At 53.9% G+C, this 24,004-nt stretch carries 22 protein-coding genes and 2 pseudogenes; 23 read left to right on the forward strand and 1 reads right to left on the reverse strand.

Annotated features, from left to right (window positions below):
- Nucleotides 1-63: 63 nt before the first annotated feature.
- The 11 genes and pseudogenes from flhA (at nucleotide 64) to JCM25354_RS04870 (ending at nucleotide 12,155) form a co-directional block, all read left to right on the forward strand.
- Nucleotides 64-2,154 (forward strand): annotated as a pseudogene (gene flhA, locus JCM25354_RS16765) (flagellar biosynthesis protein FlhA).
- Nucleotides 2,155-2,399: 245 nt separating this feature from the next.
- Entirely contained in the window at nucleotides 2,400-4,151 is a 1,752-nt protein-coding gene (locus JCM25354_RS19955) for a DUF1217 domain-containing protein (protein WP_025885170.1), read from the forward strand.
- Nucleotides 4,152-4,255: 104 nt separating this feature from the next.
- Complete coding sequence (locus JCM25354_RS04835) at nucleotides 4,256-5,626, forward strand: FliI/YscN family ATPase (RefSeq protein ID WP_035446788.1); 1,371 nt, start codon at nucleotides 4,256-4,258, stop codon at nucleotides 5,624-5,626.
- Nucleotides 5,623-6,057: a hypothetical protein gene (locus JCM25354_RS04840; RefSeq protein ID WP_025885172.1), complete on the forward strand. Its 435-nt coding sequence runs from the start codon at nucleotides 5,623-5,625 to the stop codon at nucleotides 6,055-6,057. Before JCM25354_RS04835 ends, JCM25354_RS04840 begins: the two co-directional genes overlap by 4 nt.
- Before the next feature lie 108 nt (nucleotides 6,058-6,165).
- Nucleotides 6,166-6,318, forward strand: coding sequence for a hypothetical protein (locus JCM25354_RS22205; protein WP_243443906.1), 153 nt, complete (start codon nucleotides 6,166-6,168; stop codon nucleotides 6,316-6,318).
- On the forward strand, nucleotides 6,315-6,929 hold the full coding sequence (locus JCM25354_RS16775) for a hypothetical protein (protein WP_243443907.1): 615 nt from the start codon (nucleotides 6,315-6,317) through the stop codon (nucleotides 6,927-6,929). Before JCM25354_RS22205 ends, JCM25354_RS16775 begins: the two co-directional genes overlap by 4 nt.
- A gap of 19 nt (nucleotides 6,930-6,948) precedes the next feature.
- Entirely contained in the window at nucleotides 6,949-7,992 is a 1,044-nt protein-coding gene (locus JCM25354_RS21310; protein WP_025885173.1) for a flagellar motor protein MotB, read from the forward strand.
- A gap of 127 nt (nucleotides 7,993-8,119) precedes the next feature.
- Nucleotides 8,120-8,988: pseudogene (motA, locus tag JCM25354_RS16780) on the forward strand (flagellar motor stator protein MotA).
- An 873-nt stretch (nucleotides 8,989-9,861) separates the two neighbouring features.
- Nucleotides 9,862-10,458 (forward strand): hypothetical protein, encoded by a 597-nt coding sequence (locus JCM25354_RS20980; protein WP_148301389.1) that lies wholly within the window; start codon nucleotides 9,862-9,864, stop codon nucleotides 10,456-10,458.
- 455 nt (nucleotides 10,459-10,913) lie between these two features.
- Entirely contained in the window at nucleotides 10,914-11,348 is a 435-nt protein-coding gene (locus tag JCM25354_RS20985; RefSeq protein WP_148301390.1) for a hypothetical protein, read from the forward strand.
- A 33-nt stretch (nucleotides 11,349-11,381) separates the two neighbouring features.
- Nucleotides 11,382-12,155, forward strand: coding sequence for a flagellar hook assembly protein FlgD (locus tag JCM25354_RS04870; protein WP_025885176.1), 774 nt, complete (start codon nucleotides 11,382-11,384; stop codon nucleotides 12,153-12,155).
- Nucleotides 12,156-12,247: 92 nt separating this feature from the next.
- On the opposite strand, the gene JCM25354_RS04875 is transcribed toward JCM25354_RS04870, so the two are convergent.
- A complete protein-coding gene (locus JCM25354_RS04875) occupies nucleotides 12,248-13,045 on the reverse strand; it encodes a response regulator transcription factor (protein ID WP_035446792.1) in 798 nt (265 codons plus the stop codon).
- Nucleotides 13,046-13,402: 357 nt separating this feature from the next.
- Between JCM25354_RS04875 and JCM25354_RS04880 the strand changes: the two genes are divergently transcribed.
- The 12 genes from JCM25354_RS04880 to fliP all read left to right on the forward strand — a co-directional run bounded on the left by JCM25354_RS04880 (nucleotide 13,403) and on the right by fliP (nucleotide 23,878).
- Nucleotides 13,403-13,756 (forward strand): hypothetical protein, encoded by a 354-nt coding sequence (locus tag JCM25354_RS04880; RefSeq protein WP_148301391.1) that lies wholly within the window; start codon nucleotides 13,403-13,405, stop codon nucleotides 13,754-13,756.
- 111 nt (nucleotides 13,757-13,867) lie between these two features.
- Nucleotides 13,868-16,444: an ATP-binding protein gene (locus JCM25354_RS04885; protein ID WP_148301392.1), complete on the forward strand. Its 2,577-nt coding sequence runs from the start codon at nucleotides 13,868-13,870 to the stop codon at nucleotides 16,442-16,444.
- A gap of 132 nt (nucleotides 16,445-16,576) precedes the next feature.
- Nucleotides 16,577-16,987, forward strand: a complete 411-nt coding sequence (locus JCM25354_RS04890) for a flagellar basal body protein (RefSeq protein WP_025885180.1) — start codon at nucleotides 16,577-16,579, stop codon at nucleotides 16,985-16,987.
- Between the two features lie 23 nt (nucleotides 16,988-17,010).
- A complete protein-coding gene (gene flgC / locus JCM25354_RS04895) occupies nucleotides 17,011-17,418 on the forward strand; it encodes a flagellar basal body rod protein FlgC (RefSeq protein WP_025885181.1) in 408 nt (135 codons plus the stop codon).
- Nucleotides 17,419-17,494: 76 nt separating this feature from the next.
- Nucleotides 17,495-18,238, forward strand: coding sequence for a flagellar basal-body rod protein FlgF (gene flgF, locus JCM25354_RS04900; protein WP_025885182.1), 744 nt, complete (start codon nucleotides 17,495-17,497; stop codon nucleotides 18,236-18,238).
- 2 nt (nucleotides 18,239-18,240) lie between these two features.
- Nucleotides 18,241-18,690 (forward strand): hypothetical protein, encoded by a 450-nt coding sequence (locus tag JCM25354_RS04905; RefSeq protein WP_243443908.1) that lies wholly within the window; start codon nucleotides 18,241-18,243, stop codon nucleotides 18,688-18,690.
- Nucleotides 18,691-19,086: 396 nt separating this feature from the next.
- Nucleotides 19,087-20,484 carry a flagellar basal-body MS-ring/collar protein FliF gene (gene fliF, locus JCM25354_RS16785; RefSeq protein ID WP_243443915.1) on the forward strand — a complete coding sequence of 466 codons (1,398 nt, stop codon included), beginning with the start codon at nucleotides 19,087-19,089 and terminating at the stop codon, nucleotides 20,482-20,484.
- Nucleotides 20,485-20,528: 44 nt separating this feature from the next.
- Nucleotides 20,529-21,533, forward strand: coding sequence for a flagellar motor switch protein FliG (gene fliG / locus JCM25354_RS04915; protein ID WP_025885184.1), 1,005 nt, complete (start codon nucleotides 20,529-20,531; stop codon nucleotides 21,531-21,533).
- Nucleotides 21,530-22,312 carry a hypothetical protein gene (locus JCM25354_RS04920; RefSeq protein WP_025885185.1) on the forward strand — a complete coding sequence of 261 codons (783 nt, stop codon included), beginning with the start codon at nucleotides 21,530-21,532 and terminating at the stop codon, nucleotides 22,310-22,312. The genes fliG and JCM25354_RS04920 overlap by 4 nt, the downstream gene beginning before the upstream one ends.
- Before the next feature lie 3 nt (nucleotides 22,313-22,315).
- The gene (gene fliN / locus JCM25354_RS04925; protein WP_025885186.1) at nucleotides 22,316-22,678 is read left to right on the forward strand and encodes a flagellar motor switch protein FliN; all 363 of its coding nucleotides are present in this window, start codon (nucleotides 22,316-22,318) and stop codon (nucleotides 22,676-22,678) included.
- A gap of 56 nt (nucleotides 22,679-22,734) precedes the next feature.
- On the forward strand, nucleotides 22,735-23,085 hold the full coding sequence (locus tag JCM25354_RS20990) for a hypothetical protein (RefSeq protein WP_148301393.1): 351 nt from the start codon (nucleotides 22,735-22,737) through the stop codon (nucleotides 23,083-23,085).
- Nucleotides 23,086-23,125: 40 nt separating this feature from the next.
- Nucleotides 23,126-23,878 (forward strand): flagellar type III secretion system pore protein FliP, encoded by a 753-nt coding sequence (gene fliP, locus JCM25354_RS04935; RefSeq protein WP_025885188.1) that lies wholly within the window; start codon nucleotides 23,126-23,128, stop codon nucleotides 23,876-23,878.
- The last annotated feature ends 126 nt before the right edge of the window (nucleotides 23,879-24,004 follow it).

The following is a 24,004-nucleotide window of genomic DNA, read 5'->3' on the forward strand; positions in this document are numbered from 1 at the left end:
TCTCACAAGGCATATCCCGGCAAAGCTGTCACAACCAAGCTTTTTTCGGCGCTTTCAGGCCAGATGACACGCGCTTCGTCATCATGGCGCAGCGGCAGCTACAAATCCTCATGGCGAGCGCCATTCCTGGCACCGATGTGGGTCTTGCTATCGGTGTTCTGTTACTTTTATCCATTCTGATCATTCCACTTCCGACATTTATTCTGGATATGGGTCTTTCATTATCCATAACCTCTTCCGTCCTTGTACTGATGGTGTCGCTGTTCCTGGAACGCCCTATCGAATTCACCTCATTTCCAACCCTGTTGCTTCTGACAACGCTTTTGCGCCTCTCTCTGGAAATTGCGACCACACGTCTCATTCTCAGCCATGGCAGCGAGAACCTACGCCGCTGGCCATGTGGTGGCAGCATTTGGCGGCTTTCTGATGGGTGGCGATGTCGTTATCGGCGGTATTGTTTTCAGCATTCTGCTTGTTGTGAATTTCATGGTCATTACGAAGGGATCAGGACGTATTGCAGAAGTTGCAGCACGCTTCTTTCTCGACTCAATGCCAGGCAAACAGATGGCCATTGACGCAGAGCTCTCCTCTGGTGCCATCAATGACCGTACGGCCCGCCTGCGACGCAGGGAGCTGGAAGATGAAAGTTCGTTCTACGGTGCCATGGATGGTGCAGCGAAATTCGTACGCGGCGATGCTATCGCAGCACTTATCATCACAGCCATCAATATCGTAGGCGGCCTTGCCATTGGTGTGCTGCGCCACGGTATGCCAATAAGTGATGCCGCCAGCACTTTCACGACACTGACAGTGGGTGACGGGCTTGTCTCGCAAATCCCGGCACTCCTCGTTTCAACAGCGTCAGGTATCGTGGTCACCAAAGGCGGTACCGCCGGCTCTGCTGACGTCACCCTGGTCCGACAGCTTGGTGGCAACCCGAAACCCATGGCGATGGCCGCAATTCTTTCAGGCTGTTTCGCCCTGATGCCTGGCCTGCCCGCCTTGCCTTTCCTCGCCATTTCAGGATTGGCCGGCACGGCTGCCTGGTGGCGATGGAAAGTACCGGTTCAGGACAGTGCAGAAAGCGAGGCAAGCGAGGTCGCTCCTCCTCCAAATGCCACACCGATTTCGGAAGTGCTCAAGCTGGATCTTCTCCGTCTCGAACTCGGCTTCGGCCTGCTGCCCATGACCAATGGTGATAATGCCCAGCTCACCGAACAGATCAAGGCATTGAGGCGTACCATTGCTGCAGAAATGGGGTTCATCACACCACCGATACGCATACAGGATAATATCCTTCTGCCTTCAGAACGCTACGTCATCAAACTCAAGGAAATCGCGATTGGTTCGGGAGAAGTCAAACCCGGTCGGCTGATGGCCATGACCCCCTCGGGTGGGATCCCGGAGCTTGAAGGCGAACGAACGACAGAACCGGCTTTTGGCCTGCCTGCCGTCTGGATTGCACCGGCACTCAAGCCACGCGCTGTGGCCATGAAATGTACCGTTGTCGATCCGGCCAGCGTACTCGTGACCCATCTCAGTGAACTCGTCAGGCAGAACCTGCCTGATCTGCTGACCTATGTAGCAACCCAGGCCTTGCTCGACGAACTGCCACGCGATCAGCAGAAACTGGTCAGTGATCTGATCCCGTCCCAGGTGACTCTCAGCACGGTACAACGTGTGCTGCAATCGCTTCTGGCCGAGCGTGTGTCCATACGTGACCTTCCTACAATCCTTGAAAGCATTCAGGAAGGGAGCGGTCTCGGCATGCGCGGGATCCAGGCATTGACCAGCCACGTACGCATCCGCCTGTCGAGACAGATATGCAGCGGACTGGAAGGCCCCGGGGGCTATATCCCGATGGTCACCCTCTCTCCGGAATGGGAGAATGATTTTGCGACGCATATTGCCGGTCAGGGAGACGAAAGACGTCTGGCCATGCCGCCATCAATGCTGAACCGTTTTGTCGGCAAGCTGCGCGATGCCTTTAATACCGTTTCGGCAAGCGGCGAGGTTCCTGTCATTGTTGTTTCGTCAACCGTGCGAGATCCCATGCGCTCTATCGTCGAGCGGGTTCGCCCGACCGTACCAGTCCTTTCCCAGGCTGAAATCTATCCACGCGCCCGGATCAAAACGATCGAGACAATAAGCTGATGTGTGTTGGTGACCGGGTGGCACAGGACTGATACCGAGGGCATTTTTTCGCCTCCGGAAACCTCTTGGTAATCATCTTGGCCTAATTAGACATCAAACCAGCATGACTTGCTGGATCATCATCGTGTCCCCTGCAACACCCCTTCTCATATGACAGAGAGGGCCCCTCATCCCGCAAAGGGAAAGCTCGGCGCCCATCTCGTCCGGTCACTGGGAAACCGGGCAGAAATTCGAGGATCAGTCTCATGACCATCACGAATGTCTCCCCGGTAGCGAGCTATCTATCAGCGATCAAGGACGAAGCTCTAGCCGCGTCCAATTATGCCAAGACTGATATTGCCACCAAACAGGCTGTAGCCGCTTTCGAGAAGAAAGCATCAGGCATTACATCTGCAGATGCCCTTCTGAAGGATTATTCCTCACTCAAACTCGTTCTTGGGGCTTTCGGGATGGAGGGCTACAGCAATGCAACCGCTCTCATCAAGGACCTGCTGACACAGGACCCGAGCTCAAGCACTTCACTGGCACGCACGTCCCAGAACGCAACCTGGCTCGCTTTTGCTGATGCTTTCAAGGTCTGGGGGCAAAACAAGGGCGGCGCCTCACAGACAACTTTTATCAATGGCAGCGGTTCCACCGCTCTGAGTACCACCTACACGCCAACAGACACGATTACTCTTACCGCTACCCTTCCTTCTGCAAGCGGGAAAGGGCAGAGTTACCTATCCCCGAGCATTACGGCCTATGATGACCTCTCAGCTCCCCATCAGATCGCCCTCAAATGGCTTCAGAGCAGCACAGATCCTCTGAGCTGGAATGTGTCTGCCTATGATGCAGAGGGCAATGCCCTCGTCAGTAACAACGCTTTCCAGGTCACATTCAATCAGGATGGCACACTGGCTTCAGCAACGAATGCCCTGACAGGTGCCGCCGTTTCTGCCAGCACCTCCGGCACTCTATCCCTTCCGATCACACTGAACGATGCCAATGGAACGGCTCAGGCGATCTCTCTTTCCCTTGGCAAGGTGGGTACAACGGACGGCGTCTCGATGGCGGGAAGCAGCTTTCAATCAAGCAGCACAAGCCAGACCGTCAGTCTGCAGAATGCAGGTTCTTCAGGCACAACCCTGACCATGCCTTCAGCAACAATCGGCACCCTCGGGGGGACGGGCCAGACCTATCTTACGGCCCCGTTTGACCCTAGCCAGTCCTTTAATGACGCAAATAACGTGACACTTGGCCGTACCTATCTGTCCGTGAAATGGGCGCAGGATCCAACCTCGTCCGACACCTGGAACGCCTACATTGTCGATCCGTTCGGCTCCAGCGTCAGCAGTACACTGGTCTCGGCGAATTTCGACGATTCTGGCAATCTTCTCAAGGTCAATGGTCAATATACTCACGATATTCCTGCACTCACGGCAACGGTCAATGGCGTTCGCTATACCGTCTCACTGCAAGCGCCGTCTCTGTCGACCAGCGCAGCACCGGTCCAGACAGCATTGACCACAGACAGTACCGTCAAAAGTACGATCAATGGTGTTTCCGTAAATCAGATCATCTCGGATTATGAGAAACAGCAATTCGAGACAAATGACGATAATACCGATAGCGGCGTTGGCAATGCTCTGTATTTTACCAGAAAAATGTCAGGCGTCACATCAATGAACCAGTTGATGTCAGACAAGACATTGCTGAAAGTGGTCGAAACAGTGTCAGGATACGATCCCGCCACATTCGGCGCGCTTAACTATACTCAGCAGCTACGCATGTTGTCTTCGAAAATTGATTTCAGCAAACTCAAGACACCGGAGCAGATACAGAAATACGCCGAACAATATCTGACAATGCTGCAAATAACCCCTCAACCTGCCGATACGCCTGCCAATATGCTGGATCTGTTTGGAGGCGACACGTCGAAATCCGGCATACTCGCCCTCTTCAGCGACAATGACTCGTCCTCATCCTCCTCAAGCATTTACTCGGGCCTGTTTTGACCTCCTTACAAGACGATACGCCCCCGCACCTCCATCAGGCAGATTTACACGATGCTTCAGGCAGGGAAGCGGTTTTTTCCGATGCGATCTCTACTCTGAAAACAATTGCCAGCAATATTCATGTGTCCCTCGATGATGTTCCCGTAGCCATTCTCGAGGGGCGCATTACAGCAGTTATCGGCCTTTCGGTTACAATTGAAGGCATGAGCCATCTCACAGGAATTGGAGACCGCCTCACTCTGATGGGTCTTGATGGCCGAGAAACCGATGCCGAGATCATCGGCTTTCGTGGCAAGGAAGCCATCGCCATGCCATTTGGCCCGCTGGATGGACTGGGTGCAGGATGCAAGGCAGTATTTCATCTGTATCCAACAGCCCAACGATCGGTCAGAGCCGGTGCTGCCCTGACCCTCAATGACGGGCTGATCGGACGTGTCATCGATCCTATTGGGTGCCCGATTGACGGTAGACAGCCTCTTTCACCCAAAGGCAGGGCATGCAATCTCCGAGCCAGGCCACCGGAAGCGGCGTTACGGGCACGGCTGGGGCCGCGCCTGACCCTCGGCGTCAGCGCGCTCGACCTGTTTACGACGTGTCGTGAAGGCCAGAGACTGGGACTTTTTGCAGGGTCGGGAGTAGGCAAATCGACCTTGATGGGCATGCTGGCCCGCAACTGCGACTGCGATGTTGCCGTCATTGCCCTTGTCGGTGAAAGAGGACGGGAAGTCCGCGAATTTCTGGAAGATGACCTTGGTTCAGAAGGTCTGGCCAAAGCTGTAGTCGTCGTCGCTACCTCCGACGCCCCTCCCCTGATGCGTCGTGAAGCTGCCTATACGGCCACTACAATCGCAGAGTATTTTCGTGACCAGGGAAAGTCCGTCCTCATTCTTATGGACAGCGTCACGCGGTTCTGCCACGCCCTGCGTGAAATCGGCCTTTCTTCGGGAGAGCCCCCTGCAACACGAGGGTACCCGCCAAGCGTGTTTGCCGAGCTTCCGCGGCTGCTGGAAAGAGCTGGCCCCGGATTACCACTCGATGGAAAGCCAGCCGGACAAATTACGGCAATCTATTCGGTTCTGGTTGAAGGCGACGATCACAATGAACCTGTCGCTGATGCCGTACGGGGCATACTCGACGGCCATGTCGTCATGGACAGAAGAATTGCCGAAGCAGGCCGGTATCCCGCTATCAATGTCCTGCGCTCCCTTTCCAGAACAGCCTCGGGATGCAACACCCCGGAAGAAAATTTTCTTGTGCAGGAAGCTCGGGCCAATATGGCTATCTGGGACGATATCCAGGATGTCGTTCAGCTTGGAGCCTATCGCGAAGGCAATGATGCACGCTCTGACCTGGCGCTTCGCCTAGCTCCCCAACTCGAAACAATCCTCCGGCAATCGCGTCCCGAGTACCGATCGCTGGAAGACAGCTTTCTGGCTCTTCGCAATGTTCTGGCATCACAGGGGATACATCAATGACCCGACAGATGCGCGCCCTGCATGGCCTGATCAGGATACAGGAATCAGAAAAAACACGCGCTGCCAGAGAGCTTTTGGCAACGCGCGAGATCGAGCACCAGGCGCGGGCAGCACTGCAACAGGCCGAAACCACAATGATGCAGGAACGTCAGATCGCGCAGACAGGCCAAAGCGAGCTCGACGATTTCCGGGCCTGGTTCCCGACAGGCCTCAATACCATAGGCGCAGCCCGGGAAATGCACGATCAAACCCTGAGAGGGGTTGAAAAAGCACGACTTGAAGCCCTGCAGGTGACGATGACCCTCAAAGCCACACAAGGTGTCTTTCAGCGTCGGGTAAAAGAGCGTAATGATCTTGCATGCCGCCGGGAAAATGCCGAGCTTGATGAACTCGCCCGATACAGGCACGGAATCAAAACATTCATTTCCTGAAACAAATAATCCAACAGGTCTGATACGACAGGCCCGCACTTGCCTTCCTTTGGTTTATCCCCGTCATTTTGACGGATATTTCATATCCTTTGAGCGATCAGGACGATCATGCAGCCTACAGAAAACCAGACCGCGAAAATATTTATCGCCACTCCCTGTTTTGGCGGCCTAGTCACCCAGGAATATATGGAATCCATTATCGCGTGCACGAGCATCATCCGGATTCCGATGACGCTTTCCCTTCTGGGCGATGACGCATGATCAGTCGGGCACGCAATACGCTCGTGCATCAGTTCTATACCCGCTCGGATGCCTCTCACCTTCTTTTCGTCGATGCTGATATTGGCTTCCCTGCCGAAGCCCCGGCACGCCTGCTGGCCGCCGGCAAGGATGTCATTGCCGGCCTCTATCCGATCAAGGACCGTTTCTGGGATCGTGGAACCCAAGAGAATCTTAATCGTGGAGAGGGGATGGAAACCGCGTCATTGCGCTACGTAGGCGAAACCGACGCCATGCATTCCAGCTGGGAAAAAGGTCCCCTTTTCAGAACCCATTATGCCGGCACCGGCTTCATGATGATCAGCCGCCAGGCGATCAGCGCAATGATCAGACATCACCCTGAAACAGCTTATCGTCGCATCGATGCCGCTTCTGGCGATCAGGGCGGCGAATGTCATGCTCTTTTCGACGGAAGCATAGATCAGGAAACAGGTACCTATCTGAGCGAAGATTTCACCTTCTGCAAACGCTGGCGTGATCTGGGCGGAGAGATCTGGCTTGATACTTCGGTGGAACTCACCCACGCAGGCCGTGCTTCTTTCAACGGCAAGCCGTCCTCACGACTTGGCATGATGCATTTCAAGAGCGCCTGACAGACTCGGCTAGACATTCATGGCAAAGAAAAACCGTCCCTCTGTCATCATCCGGCGCAAGCGGGACGGAGATCACGAGGCCCATCATGGCGGCGCATGGAAAATCGCCTATGCGGATTTCATGACCGCAATGATGGCGTTTTTTCTCGTCATGTGGCTGCTGAATGCAACAACGGACGAACAGAGGCGCGGCATCGCTTCCTATTTCAATCCGCTTGCCGATGAAAAATCAGCCGCCCCACCGACCAAACCGATCGACACCCCACCCGCACCAGCCACCTCCGGCAGCAGTTTCGACCGTCTCGTCGATGAGGATCGTTTCGATACGACGGGCCCCGTACCTGTACCAACCCATAGCCATGGCGCCTCCTCCCCCCGGGAGGACCTTCCACAGACGGATCAGCACAGACACACAGGATATCGTGAGGCAGTCGCGGCGATCGTACCGATCGGGGGGCCTATGACCGGCGCGGCAAAGGAAACCGGAATTATCGGTTCCGATGCCGCTAACGCTGAGCAGGCCGCCCTGCAGAACATGGCCGCCAGTATCGGGAAAGCCGTCGGAGCCAACCCCGAAATTGCCACGCATAATGCCAACCTGAACATTTCCTACGGACAGAACGAAGTCAGGATCGAACTGCACGATACTGACAACGTACCGATGTTTGATCTGGGATCATCTGTACCGAACAAGGCAGGGCGCGCCATGCTGGATGAAATTGCCAGATGGCTTGCTCCGATGCCCGAGCAGATCTCCGTTGTCGGATATACAGACGCGGCGCCCTATCATGGCAAGGTCGACAACGCGATGTCGAACTGGACCCTCTCTGCAATGCGCGCCGACAGAGCGCGCGAAGTTCTGGTCAGGGCCGGCTATCCTGACACCCGGATTGTCAATGTCTCAGGTGGGGCAGATCGCTCTTTGGCGGATGAGGCCAATCCTGCCGCAGCAGCCAACCGACGCGTGGTGATTGTCATGCACAGACTTCACCCTTTCACAGGATCACCCTACACCCCCCCTGTTATCGCGCCATCCAGCCAGGCCAGCCAGGCCAGCCATTAGAGACACCACCCAATGCCAGCATTGCCACAACAGTAAAAGCCAGGACGCAGATCGATCCCGGTTGAGATCCAGGAAGCATCGCATCCTGTTATGAAACGACATCTGAGATAGAAACGGACATTACAAGATGCTTTTCCTCGGAGGGCTCCTCTTTTCCCTGATCTGCGTTTTCGGCTCCTTCGCTGCCTCGGGAGGAGTACTCGGCCCTCTGCTTGCGTCAATGCCTTTCGAGCTTCTGACCATACTCGGATCAGCGCTGGGCATTTTCGTGATGTCGAATTCCCTCGATGCTCTCAAGGAATTGCCCCATAACTTCAAGCTGGTGCTCAAAGGGCCGCGACATGACAAGGCTTCTTATGTCGGCCTTCTGGTCATTTTGTTCAGACTCACTCGGCTGGCCAGCTCCAAGGGCGCCATGGCTCTTGAAGCCCATATCGAAAGTCCCGAAGAAAGCACGATCTTTTCCCTCTCTCCGGCAGTCAGAGATGATCAGGAGACACGCAATCTTATCTGCGATTATCTCCGGCTGGTCAGCCTCAATCTTGAAGACGCCTATCAACTCGATGAGGTCATGGCACGCGAACTCGCCAAGAATGAATCGGAAAAGCTCCATATCCCGGGGAGTCTGACAGAAATTGCAGACGCCCTGCCTGCTCTTGGCATTGTGGCTGCCGTACTCGGTGTTATCAAAACCATGGCCTCCATCAGCAAACCACCCGCGATCCTGGGAGAAATGATTTCCGGTGCGCTCGTCGGCACCTTTCTTGGAGTGCTGCTCTCCTACGGCGTTGTCGCTCCACTTGCCTCCCGTATGAAGCGGTCATCATTCAGGATGGGCGTTATCAGGGCATCATCAAGACCGTGCTTGTGGCGCATCTGCAGGGAAATCCGCCACAAGTCAGTGCAGAAATAGGCCGTAAAGACATTCCTCCCCAATTTATGCCAACCTTCTTCGAACTGGATATGGCATTGTCCGAAGCGCAGGCTGCAAACTGACCATGAGCCGAAACTCCAGAGCCGAAAGTTCATGATGAGAGTTCGTACCAACTCATCGCTTGCAGACGACCTCACGCAAGGTGTGAAGACTGGCCCTTATTCAGGGACCAGCCCGATCACGCTCACTCAGGCAAGCCTCACCACGAAGGATTCCGGGTCTTTCAGCGCACAGTTACAGGTTGCCCGTGGAACAGACAGTTCGGAAGAGCCAGACCTGGGCAAGGAAATCTCCGCACCAACTCATTCTGGGTCAAGAACATTTAATATCCTGAACAGTAATACCATTAGTACAACCAGTCTTGGTTACGTCATTTCCGGATACGCCTCCCCCGGTACACAGGCGACAGCCCAAAATCCCAGCCAGATGGGAGAGCCTGCTTCATCACACACTCAACCGTGCCCGTGCAAACGGGAAAAACACATCATGCTGTTTCTGACAAGCTGACGCATACCGGATCTGAAAGCGTCAATTCCGGCATAGTCGATCCCGGTGACGTCGCCGTTATTGCCACCCCGGGGATCAGTGCAGAAATTTCCGTTCTGTCGTCGCAGATCCAGAATCCTGTCTCACAGAGTCCCTTGTCTGGTTCCGACACTTTGCCCATGACAGTCAGTGATTGCCCGGACTACCCTTTCTCATCGACAGTATCCTGCTTCAGGCCTCTCCCAGCTACAGGCAACGTCACTTCTCTTGGTTCACCGGGTATTCCGGCCGGAAAATCACTTCCTTTTCACGTATCAGATGCCGCGCCCCTTGCGTTGTCACAAACACAACCTTCGAACCGGGACGATTTTTCCTCGACATTGAAGCAAACTGAACCAGATGCGTCGCAGACCATTTCCAGAACCGTGAGGCCTGGCTCGTTATTGCCCGTGCCTGATGGAATCAGCATTGCAAATGTCATGCTGAGCAAGAGCGGGACAGCATCTCCAAACGCCCCGGTCCAGACTGGCTGGGCGGCGATCACGGATGAGAATAAAAAGCTTGTGGCTCCGGCAGGGTCACATGCTCCCGAGGACAGCACGACGGCCCCAGTGGCACAGACATCTTTTACCCCCCAGGTTTCCGGGTCCTCCCTGTCAGGGAACGAACATCAGGAGCTACCCGGAAACAGCTTTCCGGCCTCGCTCCCGTCAATGGCAACGGCGACACGTTCCACAGTGACCTTTTCTCCATCCATAGCCGAGGCGGGAGGCAGAACCTCACCCTCATCTCAAGTGATGCAAACGAACCAGACATCGGCTCAGGAGAAGAGTGTTTCTGATGTATCCACTTCATCCTGCATGTTAACAGAGTCGCATGTTACACCCGTCACCAACCTTGCCGCGACCATTTCCGGCCAGACAGAGGCAGGCATCAACACAGCTGGGGCTTCCGCTCTTGCATCACCGCAGTCTGCCCTCAAGCGGCAAAATGCCACTCAGTCAAATGTTCCTCTGAATCCCCCCCTGCCACGGCGCCAACAGTGACAGAAGCCAACGGGCAACCAGTTACACATCCCGCTTCCGGCAGAACCGCAGCAAAAAGTCAGGCTTCGGACAGTTCTGTCATCAAATCACCAGCGCTCCCCCTGTCAGTATTCTCACCCGAGATATTTCCCGTTTCGACCTCCCAAGAGGCTCAGAAAACTGTTCCGCCCGCGATGGCTGTCAACGACGGCACAGCGCAGGATACCCCATCAGACCGAAGTGCTGCTGAGGCTTCGGATGAGCGGTCGAGGTCGGCTATGCCGACTAGTACGCCGGTCGCAACGATCTCGGCAATCGTTCACAGCCTTTCCGAATTTCAGTCCTACGTCGCAAATCACGTAAGCCCTGCAAATCCTGCGCCTGGTGCGCAAGAATCATCTGGCGAAACATTTTCGTCGACCAGTTCAGATTCCTACGGAAAGAAAGCTCTGCCTGCGACGCCCAGCACTCTCTCTATGATAGTGCAGACAGACGACAATATCCCTGTGCGCCTCACTCTTGGAGCAGAAGGAGGCGTGGCGACGAGTATTACGCTTGAAAGTCAGGATGATCTGATGACACAGCGTCTGACCAACAGCAAAAAAGAGCTTCTCGATGCGATGAACTCTGCCGGGGTGGATACAAGCCTGATCACAATCAACATCGTGACAATGCCGCTCCAGACAAGCGATATTCATGCTGGTCACACATATCATGACTTTTCAGGCCAACCGAATTTTTCCGGAGGTTTTACGGGAAGTAATGCCCAGCAGAACCAGCAGAACGGCTCATCAAACCCACGTTTCTGGCAGGAGACGCAGTCATCTGACAGGTCCGTTTCGCCAGGCATACGCTCTACGCCTTCCCCATTGGCAACAAGGGCTAACGGCGGCGTCAACATAACCGCCTGACCCCTCGCAATCGCTTATCAAAGGGTATGACCTATGAGTACATCAACGATCAGCAACGAGACCAAGCTGATACAGGCAGCAGAAGCAACAGCAAAAGCTTCAGCCAATTCCTCGTCATCAGGCAGCTCGTCAGACTCCAGCTCCGCAGCCAGTCTTGGCCTTTCCTCTCTGGCCAGTAACTACACGACATTTCTGACCTTGTTGACGACCCAGCTTCAGCACCAGGATCCGAGCAGTCCCATGAGTTCGGATTCCTTTACATCAGAACTGGTACAGTTTGCCGGAACGGAGCAGCAGGTCCAGACCAACACCAAGCTTTCCTCCCTGATTTCGCTCAACGAAAGCAGTCAGCTAAGCGCCGGGAGCCAATGGATCGGACAGGTGGCCACGGCAACCTCAACGACACTACCCCTGCAAAACAGCTCTGCTTCTCTGAGCTTTTCAGCAACAAAAGGTCAGACGGTCGCAATCGCCATCAGCGATTCCAGCGGCAAAATTGTCAAAACCGATACAGGTACAGCGGCATCCAGCACCAATAACTGGAGCTGGAATGGTACAGATAATTCCGGTACCCAACTTGCTGATGGCGCCTATAGCGTCTCGGTCAAAACAATCGATTCAACCGGTACCACGTCTGACCTTCCCTTTACGATCAAGGGAACGGTGACAGGTGTCCATAAAGGAAGCTCAGATCTCGAAGTGGAAATGGGTCAGACTTCTATCCCACTAGCAAACATCACCAATTTCACAGCGGCCACAACGAGCGGTTCAAAAAGCAGCACCGACACCGGAAGCACTGCAAGCTGAAAACATTCTCCTCGCGACAAGGTCTGTTGTCGCGAGGAACAGTGACTGAAGATACCCGACCCCTCTATGGAGCAGATTCCACCTGATGCAGGTCAGATCCTCTCTCCAGGCGTCGACACTTCGAGCATGTTGATCCCCGAGAGAACGGGTATGCAATTTTCGCGTACGGACGGGCGTACATGATAATCATCTTTGGGCAAGGTCACCGTCACAGGTGCAAAAGCCGTTTCATTCAGGCGATAGCCAATTCCCCACTGAGTGGTAAATGGCTCCCGGATGCCAAAAGCCCGTATTTTCTTTCTGATCTTGCAGATCATGACATCAATCACCTTGCCGAAAGGTTCATCCTCACCGCTGTAGAGACTGTCGAGAAGAACCTCCTTGCTCAGAACCTGCGTCTTTCTCATGGCAAGCAGGACAAACAAATCATATTCCTTGCGCGTCAATGGCACAACAGTGCTGTCAATATGCACCTCGCGACGCTCAATACCAACGTGCAGGCGACCAATATGCAATGTCGGGCTATCATGTCCCCCTGCGCGACGGATAACGGCCCTGAGACGCGCCAGAAGCACGTTGTGATCGGTATTTTCAGCGACGCAATCATCTGCACCAGCTGTAAAGAGATCAACTTCCCCTTCATCAGTCCCATTTTGACGCATGACGATGATCGGTGCCGAGATTTTACCTTTTCGGATCTGGCGCACGATACGCACATCAGATGACGATTGTTGCACAACGACAATATCGTAATGTGATCTTCTCAGCGTTTCCACAATACCGGAAGCCTCACCCGTGCTGAGAGAAAATGAGCCTGCGATAGCCGCTCTGGAAAGCCCCTCAGTAGGACGCCCGCATGAGGCATTCTCACCGACACACAATACACGCATCGCATTCACCACCAGATTTCAGAACGAACAGTAAAAATTAATATTCTGTTTATTTTTTTTACTTATATTATGATTTTTATACATTTATTTCGAATATATTTATAATATCTTTACATATTACACCAGCAGTCTTCCAAGTTCGATTGGAATCCTACATCACTCCTACTATGAACACCACCTCTTTGTTGCGAAACAAGACAAGATTCTCGCAATCTGACAAGGGTAACAAGACCCTCTCGTGTGGCGACAACAGAGTATCTGGATATGACGGAATGTCGGGTGCGACACATTCTGAAAAAAATATATCTCCTTGTGTTTTTCCATGCTAGGCAGCTCAGACCCGTGCCGGATAATGAAGTGTCTCTCATAAATGACGCTCCCCTGTCTTCCATAGGACACAAGATCAGGGTGATCGGCACCTCGCTTTGTTCTGATCGTTTCAACTGGTCATATATCTGGAGAAGCATGGTCATCATGACGGACATCACTGCTGCATCGTCACTCTCCGCTGTTCTGCATCAAACAACGGTTGCCGCTTCACATGAGGCCTATAGCGCTGCCAGAAGCGGTCATAATGTGCCCCTCCATTCCGCGAGTGGCACAAATAACGTGCCGGATAATCTGTTTTCCGCAGACGGCACCTTCCTGGGCTCGAATGATACAAATAAAAAAACATCACCCCTTAGTCAGGCCATTGACTTCCTCGTCTGACTTCCCCGGAAAGTATATATTTTCATTGATACACCCTGAAAATCTATTTTCAGAAAAAACTGTCCCAGGTATTTCAGAACGGCAATGCGAATAGTGTTTCCGACGATCAGCATGTCCAGCACCAGAACGCATTGCGTCCGATCAGGCGCTATAGCCGTACTTGCTGTTCTTTCCCTTCAGACGGCAAGCGCAGCACATTCATCACATCCTTTGCACAGACATGCCGCAGCACATAATCAGAAGAATTCAGCGCGTACCGCTCCGCCACCAGCCATACCCCCCACACAAAACGGTCCGGGCGGACAACAGGAAGCGCTTGTAAGTGGCTTGCCGGCTTCGTGGCGGGCCAAAGTGCTGGATATTTCACCCGGCGAGGCAAAACCCCATTCTCCTGAAATACCGCAACAAGCAAAACCGGGAACTGTTCCCACCTCATCCGTCAGGGAACAGGATCAAACCCGGACCCTATCCGGCATGCCAAATTCTCCTCCTGAAATGGTGGATCATATTCTTTTGCCGATTCCTCCCCAAATCGGTATCGCAGCCTTTGAAAGCGGCGATCGCTTTCTGATCGTCGTGGACAATGCCTTTCCGATGGACACGCAAGCGATCCACGGAACGGGTTTTTTCTCTTCCCTGACTGTCAATCTGCTTCCCGACGCAACAGTCATTCAGCTGCATCGTCCTGATACGCGTCGCCTGTATCTGTCACAGCAGGCAAATGGCTGGATTCTGGGCGACAAGCCTCCAGCTGGAATACCGGACGGCCATGTGATCAACCCCCTCCCGGTAACCGACGGTATATTATATCCCCTGCGCCGCAGCGGACGCGTATTGTCTCTTGCCGACCCGGCCTCGGGCGCACGACTTCTGATTGGAACATCCCTGCTTGATGAAGGCGGGATTCTCGCAATGAGGCACGCAGACGGCTACGATGTATGGCCGACACTGGAAGGGGTGGTCATTGCTGCGCATGATCCTGATGTTTCACTGGTGACCGTATCTTCGGGTCTGCTCCTGAACAGGGATGGCCAGAAATTCGTGGATGACGGACAAGCAGTCTATGCCAATGATGTCGATCTCAGATGGCTCGATCTGCAGGACTTGCCCAATCAGGATCTGCTGAAACGCTACCGGAAAAATCTTCTGAGAGCCGCTGATTCCCAGCCTGCCGACCGCTTTGGTGTCCGCCTAGCTCTCGCACGTACTGCTCTCAACATGGGAGCATTCAGGGAAGCGCGCGGGATTCTTTCGATTGCACTGCGCGACGACCCCGAGGAAATCGGCCGCCCTGAGGTCAGGTTCCTGATAACCGCAACCGAATTACTGGCAGGCTCTCCGGAAAATGCCAGCGCTCTGAATGGCCCCTGGCCTCAACAACAGCAACGTGCCCTCCAGCTCTGGCGCGCCTTGTATCTCGAAGCACTCGATCAGAGTAATGAGCAGAGCCTTCATCGCCTCGCCCTGGATATGAACCGGCTACGCGCCTATCCTGCAAATCTCAGAGATATCCTCATGCCCCTTGCCGCCGAAGCCATTGCGCGACGGGGCAGGGTTGCCGATCTGCCTGTTCTGGACAATCTGCCTGATCAGCCCGCTTATCAGTTCACCAGGGCTCTTGCAGCCCGGCGACTGGGACAGAAAGATCATGCCTATGATGTGCTGAAAATGCTTTCGAACAGCCGTGATGTCATTATTGCCGAAAAAGCTGCCGAGGAAAAAACAAGGATCGATCAAGAGCGCGGAACCCTTACAACAGAGCAAGAGGTCAGGGCACTGGACGATCTCGTGCTCGATGCACGTCTTGCCGGTCGGGAAAAACAACTGCGATTAAGGCAGGCCGAGGCCTATATCCAGGACAAACAATGGCAAAAAGCTGCCGACATTATCGATCAGGGCGTCCCTGAGAGCGGGCCGTCTCATTATACCACGCTTCGCCATACTCTTCTTTTGCAGGCTTTGACGGGTATCGCCAGCCAGGATAGCACCACACTCGACAGATCCCGGCAAATACGGAATGCCGCTCTTCTGAAGGCTCACATACCCGCCCTCCCCCCCGGGGAGGAACGCGCGGCTCTCCTTGCTGCCTATGGAGAAACGATGCTTTCCCTCGGGCTGCCAGGCGATGCTGTCAAGGCACTTTCCCAGGCTGTCCCCTTTCTGGTATCCCCGCCCGCCAGAGCAGCAGCCGGGGCCTCTCTGGCACAGGCTGCATTGGCAGAACAGCAGCCTTCTCTGGCCGCCAGCGCACTGAGCGAAACAGAAAACCCGGAAATTCCTGCCGTCTTGCAAGCCAGACGAACTCTTCTCAAGGCCAGAATCGCCTTCGCAAACGGCGATCGTTCCACAGGACTTGCCTTGCTCAAAACCAGCTCCCTGCCCGAAGCACGCCTCCTGAGCGCACAGGATCATGAAAACCGGAATGAATGGATGGCTGCCACAGCTGAGCTCCAGAGACTGGCAGAAGAAACGATCCAACCCGATGGATCACTGGAAAAGGACAAGCAGGATCTGGCACTTCGGCTCGCTTCTGACGCCACCCGTGCAGGTAATGATGCAGCATTGCGCTGGATTTCCGAGCTGGTCGGCACGCGCAGCCTGGATGATAGACATGCCCGCCTCTTCTCGCTCCTGCGGCAGAGCCATCTTCAAGGCGGAGCCATTCACCAAAATGATACCATTCGATGATATACAGTCGGAAATTTTTTGTTACAGGCAAGAGTTCCGCTTCTCATGCGAAAGGTTGCGCACTAAACTCTTTCCATAGTCAAAAATATCTTGCGGTCCCACAGATACCGCCACAGGAACGGTGAGAGACCCATGCTGCAGGCAGACCTGGCACGATTTACCACTCATGATTCCGGCACGGATGTACTGGATCTCGCAACAAGACGTATGAAATGGCTTCAGAACCGCGAATCGGTTCTGGCAGGAAATATTGCGAATGCGAATACACCTGGCTATGCCGCACACGATGTCTCACAGTTTGCCGGCATTCTGAACGATCATCTGTCGGTATCTCTTGCGCGCACAGAAACAGATCACCTTGCTGGAACGGCTCCCCGGAGCAGCATAACGCTCAATGCCGGGAATAATTCTCTGGACGGTAATCAGGTCGATCTCGAAACAGAGCTTGAGAAAATCACCGCCACCGACGATCAGCAGCGTCTGGCCACAAATACCTACAGTACATACATGTCGATGTTTTCCATTGTACTCGGCTCGTCATAACTTCGACCGGATAGATATTTATCATGAATTTTTCTGAAACGATCGGAATCTCCGCAGCCGGCATGCAGGTCCAGTCGAAACGGCTGCAAGTCGCGGCCGAGAATCTGGCAAACGCCGAAACGACAGGCGCGTCACCTGGTTCCGACCCTTACCGCCGAAAAACCATTACTTTCAGGGAAATGCTTGATCGCGATACAGGCGCATCATCTGTCAGTGTCAGGGAGATCGGTCAGGATCAGTCAGCCTTCGAAACACGTTATGACCCCTCTCACCCTGCTGCCGATACGAGCGGACTGGTCAAGATGCCGAATGTCGATTCAATGACCGAAATCCTCGATACCCATGAAGCACAGCATTCCTATGAAGCCAATCTGAACACAATGCAGATCACCCGGTCGATGCTTACACGCACAATCAATCTGATGAAGTGATTTCCGCCAGCACACCAGAACAAGAAACAGCACGTCGATTTCCCCGGCGTCATGATCAAAGCCCGGATGGATTATCATGGATAGTACGGCCTATATTGCCCTTTCAAGGTTAGACGTCCTGAAACGTGGTCTTGAAATTACCGCCAATAACCTCGCGAACGAGAATACAGACGGCTTCAAAACCTCCCGGCAGCTATTTTCACAATATCTGGTTCATCAGAAGGGTGCCGGGCAGATTTCTGGCGATAAAGAACAGGTTTATGCGCAGGACAAGGCCACATTTCGCGACACCATCCAGGGACCATTACGCAGCACAGGTAATCCGACTGATGTGGCGATAAATGGAGAGGGTTATTTCGCCGTGCGCACGACGCAGGGTGTTCGCCTGACAAGAAATGGTCAGTTTACGCGTCGACTTGATGGAACAATTACTGACGGTTCAGGAAACCCTGTTCTTGATCGAAACAGCCGTAATCTGGTGTTACGACAGGAAAATGAGGATTTCACGATTGCAAAAGATGGTACTATTTCCACACAGGACGGTGCTCTGGGAATGCTTGGTGTTGTCACCGTCAAAAATCCCCAGACCCTGATCGCTGAAGGGCAGTATCTCCTGAAACCAACGACACCAACCCAGCCTGTTCTTACACCGGAGCTGCATCAGGCAATGCTTGAAAGCAGCAATGTCAATGCCGTCTCGGAAACCACCCATCTTGTCGAGATCCAGAGAGATTACGACCTCGCCTTCCAGCTCATCCAGACGGAGTCGACGCGCAATCAGAACGCAATCGACAAGATTACAGCAGAACCGGCTACCTGATCATGACGTACGCTTTTTGGCCGCTACGCTTTCGCCTGCTCTGCTCCCTGTCACTGGCACACGCGTCAGAGGACAGCACGCATGTCATGATTTCACGACACCATCACGCAGCGACCCGGATTTCTGTCATGATCGGGCTGTTTCTGCTCGAAAGTATGGTAAGCGGCTGCGCTGTCGATGACGTGGCACGCCATCTTACGGGACGTGACTGTAATGCCGGCTATATCCAGCAGGGCGAAGACTGGTGCGCACCACCTGAGCGCCCACCCGCACCTCAGCCCTATTGCACGAAAAGCTGGAATGGAGTCGATTGCTGGAGTCGACCGGACCTTATGCCCAATGTGGCACGACAGGTTGCAGAAGGCCCGACCGGCCTGACACAAGACCAGAACGCAAACCGCCTGAACCTGCCCCTCAAACAGACCCCTCCTACAAATGCCTATCTGCCCTGATCCAAAATAAATAGAAACCAATGTAATAATTGATCATTACCAATTAACCTGGCGTATTATTTAATATACTTTTTTCTGGAGATTATCGTGAATACTGACTCTTGCATGGCCCGGGCCTGACAAACAAAAATCGATGAAAGATTTTCTCTCATCACTCAGGGCACTGGGCCGCACGCGACTGATCGCCCTCGGCGCTGTCGGGGTAACACTTGTTGCCTTTCTCGGATTCCTGGTTTTTGGCAAGGCCCAACAGCCTACGGCGCTGCTGTATGGCAATCTCGATCTGACCGAGGCGGCCAGAATGGTAGAAGATCTTACAAAAGCCCATATCGGGTCTTCTACCTCTCCGGATGGGGCAAGCCTTTACGTTGCGCCGGATGAGGTCGCCAAGCACGTCTGTTACTCGCCCGGGACGGATTACCCAATGGCGGCAGCGTCGGCTATGAGCTCTTTGATAAAAGTGCCACGCTCACCAGTACCCAGTTCGAGCAGAATATCAATGAAACGCGTGCGCTGGAAGGCGAACTCGAACGTTCAATCCGACTTCTTCAGGGCGTTCGCAATGTCCGGGTTCATCTGGTCCTGCCACACAGGGATCTGTTTTCGGTACAGACCAATCCGTCCCAGGCAAGTGTCGTCATCGATATCGGCCGTGCCGGGCGTATTGCACCCGACGGTATACAGGCTATTCAGAACCTCGTTGCGGCCGCCGTTCCGGGGCTGAGACCCCAATCGATTTCCATAGTCGATACCAGAGGTGACGTTCTGGCCAAGCCCGGCGAGCCCAATAGTGAGGACGGTCAGGAAGCGGTTTTTGAGAAATTCCGTCATTCGGAAGAAACCCGCCTTTCCCAGGCCGTGGAGGAAATGCTGATTCCAACACTCGGGAGTGCTCATGTACGCGCCCGGGCCGCCGTCGTTATCAATAATGACGAGGTACATGAGACCGAAGAAAGTTATGACCCCAATCAGCAGGTACTACGCTCGCAACAGACCAGTTCCGATAAAAGCGTCAATACCGAAGCCTCTCCCAACACCTCTGTCGCCAATAATCTGCCTAACGCCAATGTCGGGCAGTCCAGCCACACCGGCTCCAGTGATACGCGAGACGAAGAAACAAATAACTACGAAATAGGCAAACGGACGCGGGTTGTATCGCAGATTCATCCCCGTGTGGCCAAGATCAGCGTCGCAGTCATGGTCGACGGGTCCTATGCTCAGGACAAAAAGGGGAATGCAACCTGGAAACCCCTCGAACAGACCGAAATCGACCGTATAACGACCCTGGTGAAAACAGCAGTCGGCTATGACAAGGCACGAGGCGATCAGGTCGAAGTTGTCTCGATGCGCTTCATGCCTGATGGCGGCGTCGAACCGCTTCCTGCGTCCCCCGGATTTTTCTCGAAAGATCATCTTCTGTATCTTGCGGAATGGATCGTACCTGTTCTCCTGGTGCTTGGGGCAGGATTTTTTGCCTTGCGCCCTTTGCTACGCCGGGGACGTACCGGTCTTCCGGCAATCACAACGGGCAACCCGACTGCGCTTGAGTCACTCAACCGTGACGGTACAGGTCTGACAGGCTCACCCATGGGAAGCCTGGAAGGCAACACATCCAACAGTCTCACCCTACACGACGGACAGGATACCATCGCAATTGACGGCGTTGAAGGACAGGCAAGAGCGGCGATTATCGCCAAGGTTGCGGAGCGTATCGATCAGAACCCTGAAGGCAGTCTGAGCCTTATCCGCAACTGGCTGGAAGCTGCCGATCCCAAACCGGAAGCCGCATCATGAGCGAGACCGGAGCCAGACAAAACCAGACCGACGGAAAAAACAGCATGAATGCGCCCCTTCTGACCGGCAAACAGAAAGCGGCCATTCTGTTCATGACGATCGGCCGAGAACGCAGTGCCGAACTGATGAGGGCGCTACACGAGGATGAAATTCGTGAAATCTCCATCGCCATGGCGGGTCTCGGCGTCGTCAGGGCTGAGATGGTCGAAACGGTCTGTCGGGAATTCGTCGAGAATTTCGAGAGTGGTGAAGGGCTTGTCGGCACATTTGAAACGACAGAGGCATTCCTTCGCAAGACTCTGGATGCCGAGCAGGTTGAGAAGATCATGGACGAAATCCGTGGTCCCGCCGGACGCAACATGTGGGACAAGCTTGGCAATGTCCAGGAATCGATCCTAGCAAATTATCTGCGCAGCGAATATCCCCAGACGGCTGCTGTCATCGTCAGTCGGCTACAACCTGCTCATGCGGCACGTGTTCTGGCATTGCTGCCTGAAGACTACGCAACGGATGTCATGATGCGTATCCTGCACATGGAGACCGTGCAGCGTGAGGTTATCGAAAGCGTTGAGGCCACGCTGCGTTCGGAATTCATTTCTACCCTGGGACGCTCGTCCAAGCGTGACAGCTATGAATTGCTGGCCGAGGTATTCAACAATTTCGACCGCAAGACCGAAACGCGCTTTACCGAACTCATGGACAAGGAAAACCATGATGATATGGAGAAGGTGAAGGCGCTGATGTTCACCTTCGAAGATATCAGTAGACTATCCTTGGAAGCTCTCATGCGTGTCGTCAACGAAATCGACCGGGAGAGACTTCCGCTCGCACTCAAGGGAGCATCCGACAGCGAGAGAAAACTCTTCCTGCAATGCATGTCCAAGCGTGCAGGGAATATCCTGATAGAGGAAATTGCGTCGTTGGGCCCGGTACGGGTCAAGGATGTCGAAGCGGCTCAGGCCGAGATTGTCCTGACGATCAAAAACCTTGCCAATGCAGGCGAAATTGACCTGAACGATACAGCAGGCGGAGAGGAGTTCATTTCATGACCACTCATTTCGTCCCTTTTGATATCGGTTCTTCAGGCAAGAGAGCGACCAGTTCTGATACGTCCACGAATGAGCGGAAAGACGCTCCAGAGGTATCGGAACAGTCAGCCCTGTCTCGTCGCCTGACGGATTTCAGCCAACCGCACAAGAAGTCGGTCGACTCGCCTGTTGTGGAGGAGACTGCGCCTGAAATCGAGCCGGAAGCAGCTGCCCCTCCTCATATCACTCTTCTGCAAAGCGAAATCGACGAATTATGCCGGACTGCCTTTGAAACAGGACGTGACGAAGGATGCAGAACGACGCAACAGACAATGGAAAACAAATTTTCCACGCAACTGGCCGATATCAAAGAAGCATTCGACACCGAGACAACAAGACGTGTGGAAGCAGCCCGTAAAACCGGTAAGGTCTATATTCAAACTGTCCTTGATCTCCTCGTTGCGCTCACGCGTCTGCCTGGGGAAACATTGAGAGGGCTGAAGCGCGACCTCGTACAGGATGCCGCCGATCTGGTGACTCTTTGCGAGGAAGAAATTGTTATCCGCTGCAACGAAAAGGACAAAGAGCGCCTCAAAACGCTCATTGGATCAAACAGCAAGACCCGTTTTGAGCCTTGTGCTGAGGCTGTGGCATCCACTATCAGAATTGAATCTGAAACGCGCACGATTCTTGTTGATCCCGAAAAATGGCGTCAAAGCGTCATTGACCGAATCCTGGCTTCTGTCAGTGCTTCGATTGATCAGAAGACAACCGTTCCCGAAACGACGGACAGGCAATGAACCATGGATAACGAGAGCGGAATGGTCTCACTCGAAGATTTCACGTCGGAACCCTTCTCTCCCTCGGAAACCCCTTCCGATACAACACCAGATACCCAGACTGGTGCCGGGCGGTCAGATGCGGTCTATGACATTCCTGTCAAGATTACCGCCGTTATCGGCACAGCTACTATGCCGGTAAGCCAGCTACTTCGTCTGGGCCGTGGCGCCGTTGTCGAATTGAACAAGAAACTTGGCGAGGCCGTGGACATCTACGCCAATAATCGTCTTATTGCACGGGGCGAGCTCGTTGTGGTCGATGACAACAATATCGGCGTGACAATGACAGAAATTCTCTCGTCTTCATCCGGCACCCCCAAAAAGTAACTCTTGCAGCCTATGTCACACAGGATCCAGTCCAGGCTCTGCGGCGCTTCGTCCAGATGACTCTATCGTCCTGGATGCAGTACGCCGCCTCTTTTGTTCTGGTTATCGCACTGATCTTTCTGCTGCGCTTCGTGATCGGCTACATACAACCGCGGCTTGGCAAACGGCATCAGTCGTCGCAGCTTGGCCTTGTCGAAACATTGGCCCTGGACTCGAAAAGACGTCTCATCCTCTTCAGATGCCATGGACGCAACGGACTTATCCTCACAGGTGGAGAAACGGACCTCTTTCTGGGGTGCTTCCGCCCGGATCGGACAACGAGACCCAGCCACTACAGGATATGGCTCTCTCAACTCTACCGAGAGCAGACAAGTGATTCGGGTACTATCCAGAACAATCAACAATGAGGTCTGTCCTTCCTGCCAGACAGGTCGGGCAAAAAACATCATGAAACGTCATTATCTTGGCTTCGCGTTTCTGGGTCTGGCGCTGCTCATTCTGGGACATGCCTCACCGGGCCATGCGCAATCACTGACGCTCGATCTCGGCCATGACAGCGGCAGTACCGGTACGACCAGCAGACTCATCCAGCTTACTGCCCTGATTACACTGCTTTCACTGGCGCCCAGTTTGCTGGTCATGGTCACAGCCTTTACACGTATCATCATTGTTCTCTCTCTCCTGAGAGGAGCTATTGGCGCTCAGGGAACCCCCCCCAATCCGGTCATCATAGGCCTGTCCCTGTTTCTGACCTTTTTCGTCATGCAACCCACTTTCGAGCAGTCATGGTCTCGGGGGATAGCCCCCATGATCGATGGCAGGATATCGGAAATAGACGGGCTGACTGCCGCCGCCGAGCCGTTCCGGCATTTCATGATCGCCCATGCCAGACCGAACGACCTCGCCGCTTTCTATCATCTGGCCAGAATGACACCCCCTCTACAGGCAGCTGACACGCCTTGGCGCGTTCTTATGCCTGCTTTCATGGTGGGGGAATTGAGCCGTGGTTTCGAGATGGGCTTTCTGCTTTATCTGCCCTTTCTGATCATCGATATTGTAACATCAAGCGTTCTGATGAGCCTGGGTATGATGATGCTTCCACCGGCCACCATTTCCCTGCCATTCAAACTCATCTTTTTCGTCATGATTGATGGCTGGCAAATGGTAGCCGGCGGCCTGGTACGCAGCTTCGGATCCTGAGCATCGCATTATTGCACCCGACAGCCTCTTCTCCGGGATCCATTCTCCAGGATCAGACATGATCATGGCATGGCCTCTTCTGTATGCCACAGTTCAGGTATGGCAGCCCTCACTGGCGTACAATAC

Source organism: Asaia prunellae JCM 25354, assembly GCF_000613885.1.
Lineage (GTDB): Bacteria > Pseudomonadota > Alphaproteobacteria > Acetobacterales > Acetobacteraceae > Asaia > Asaia prunellae.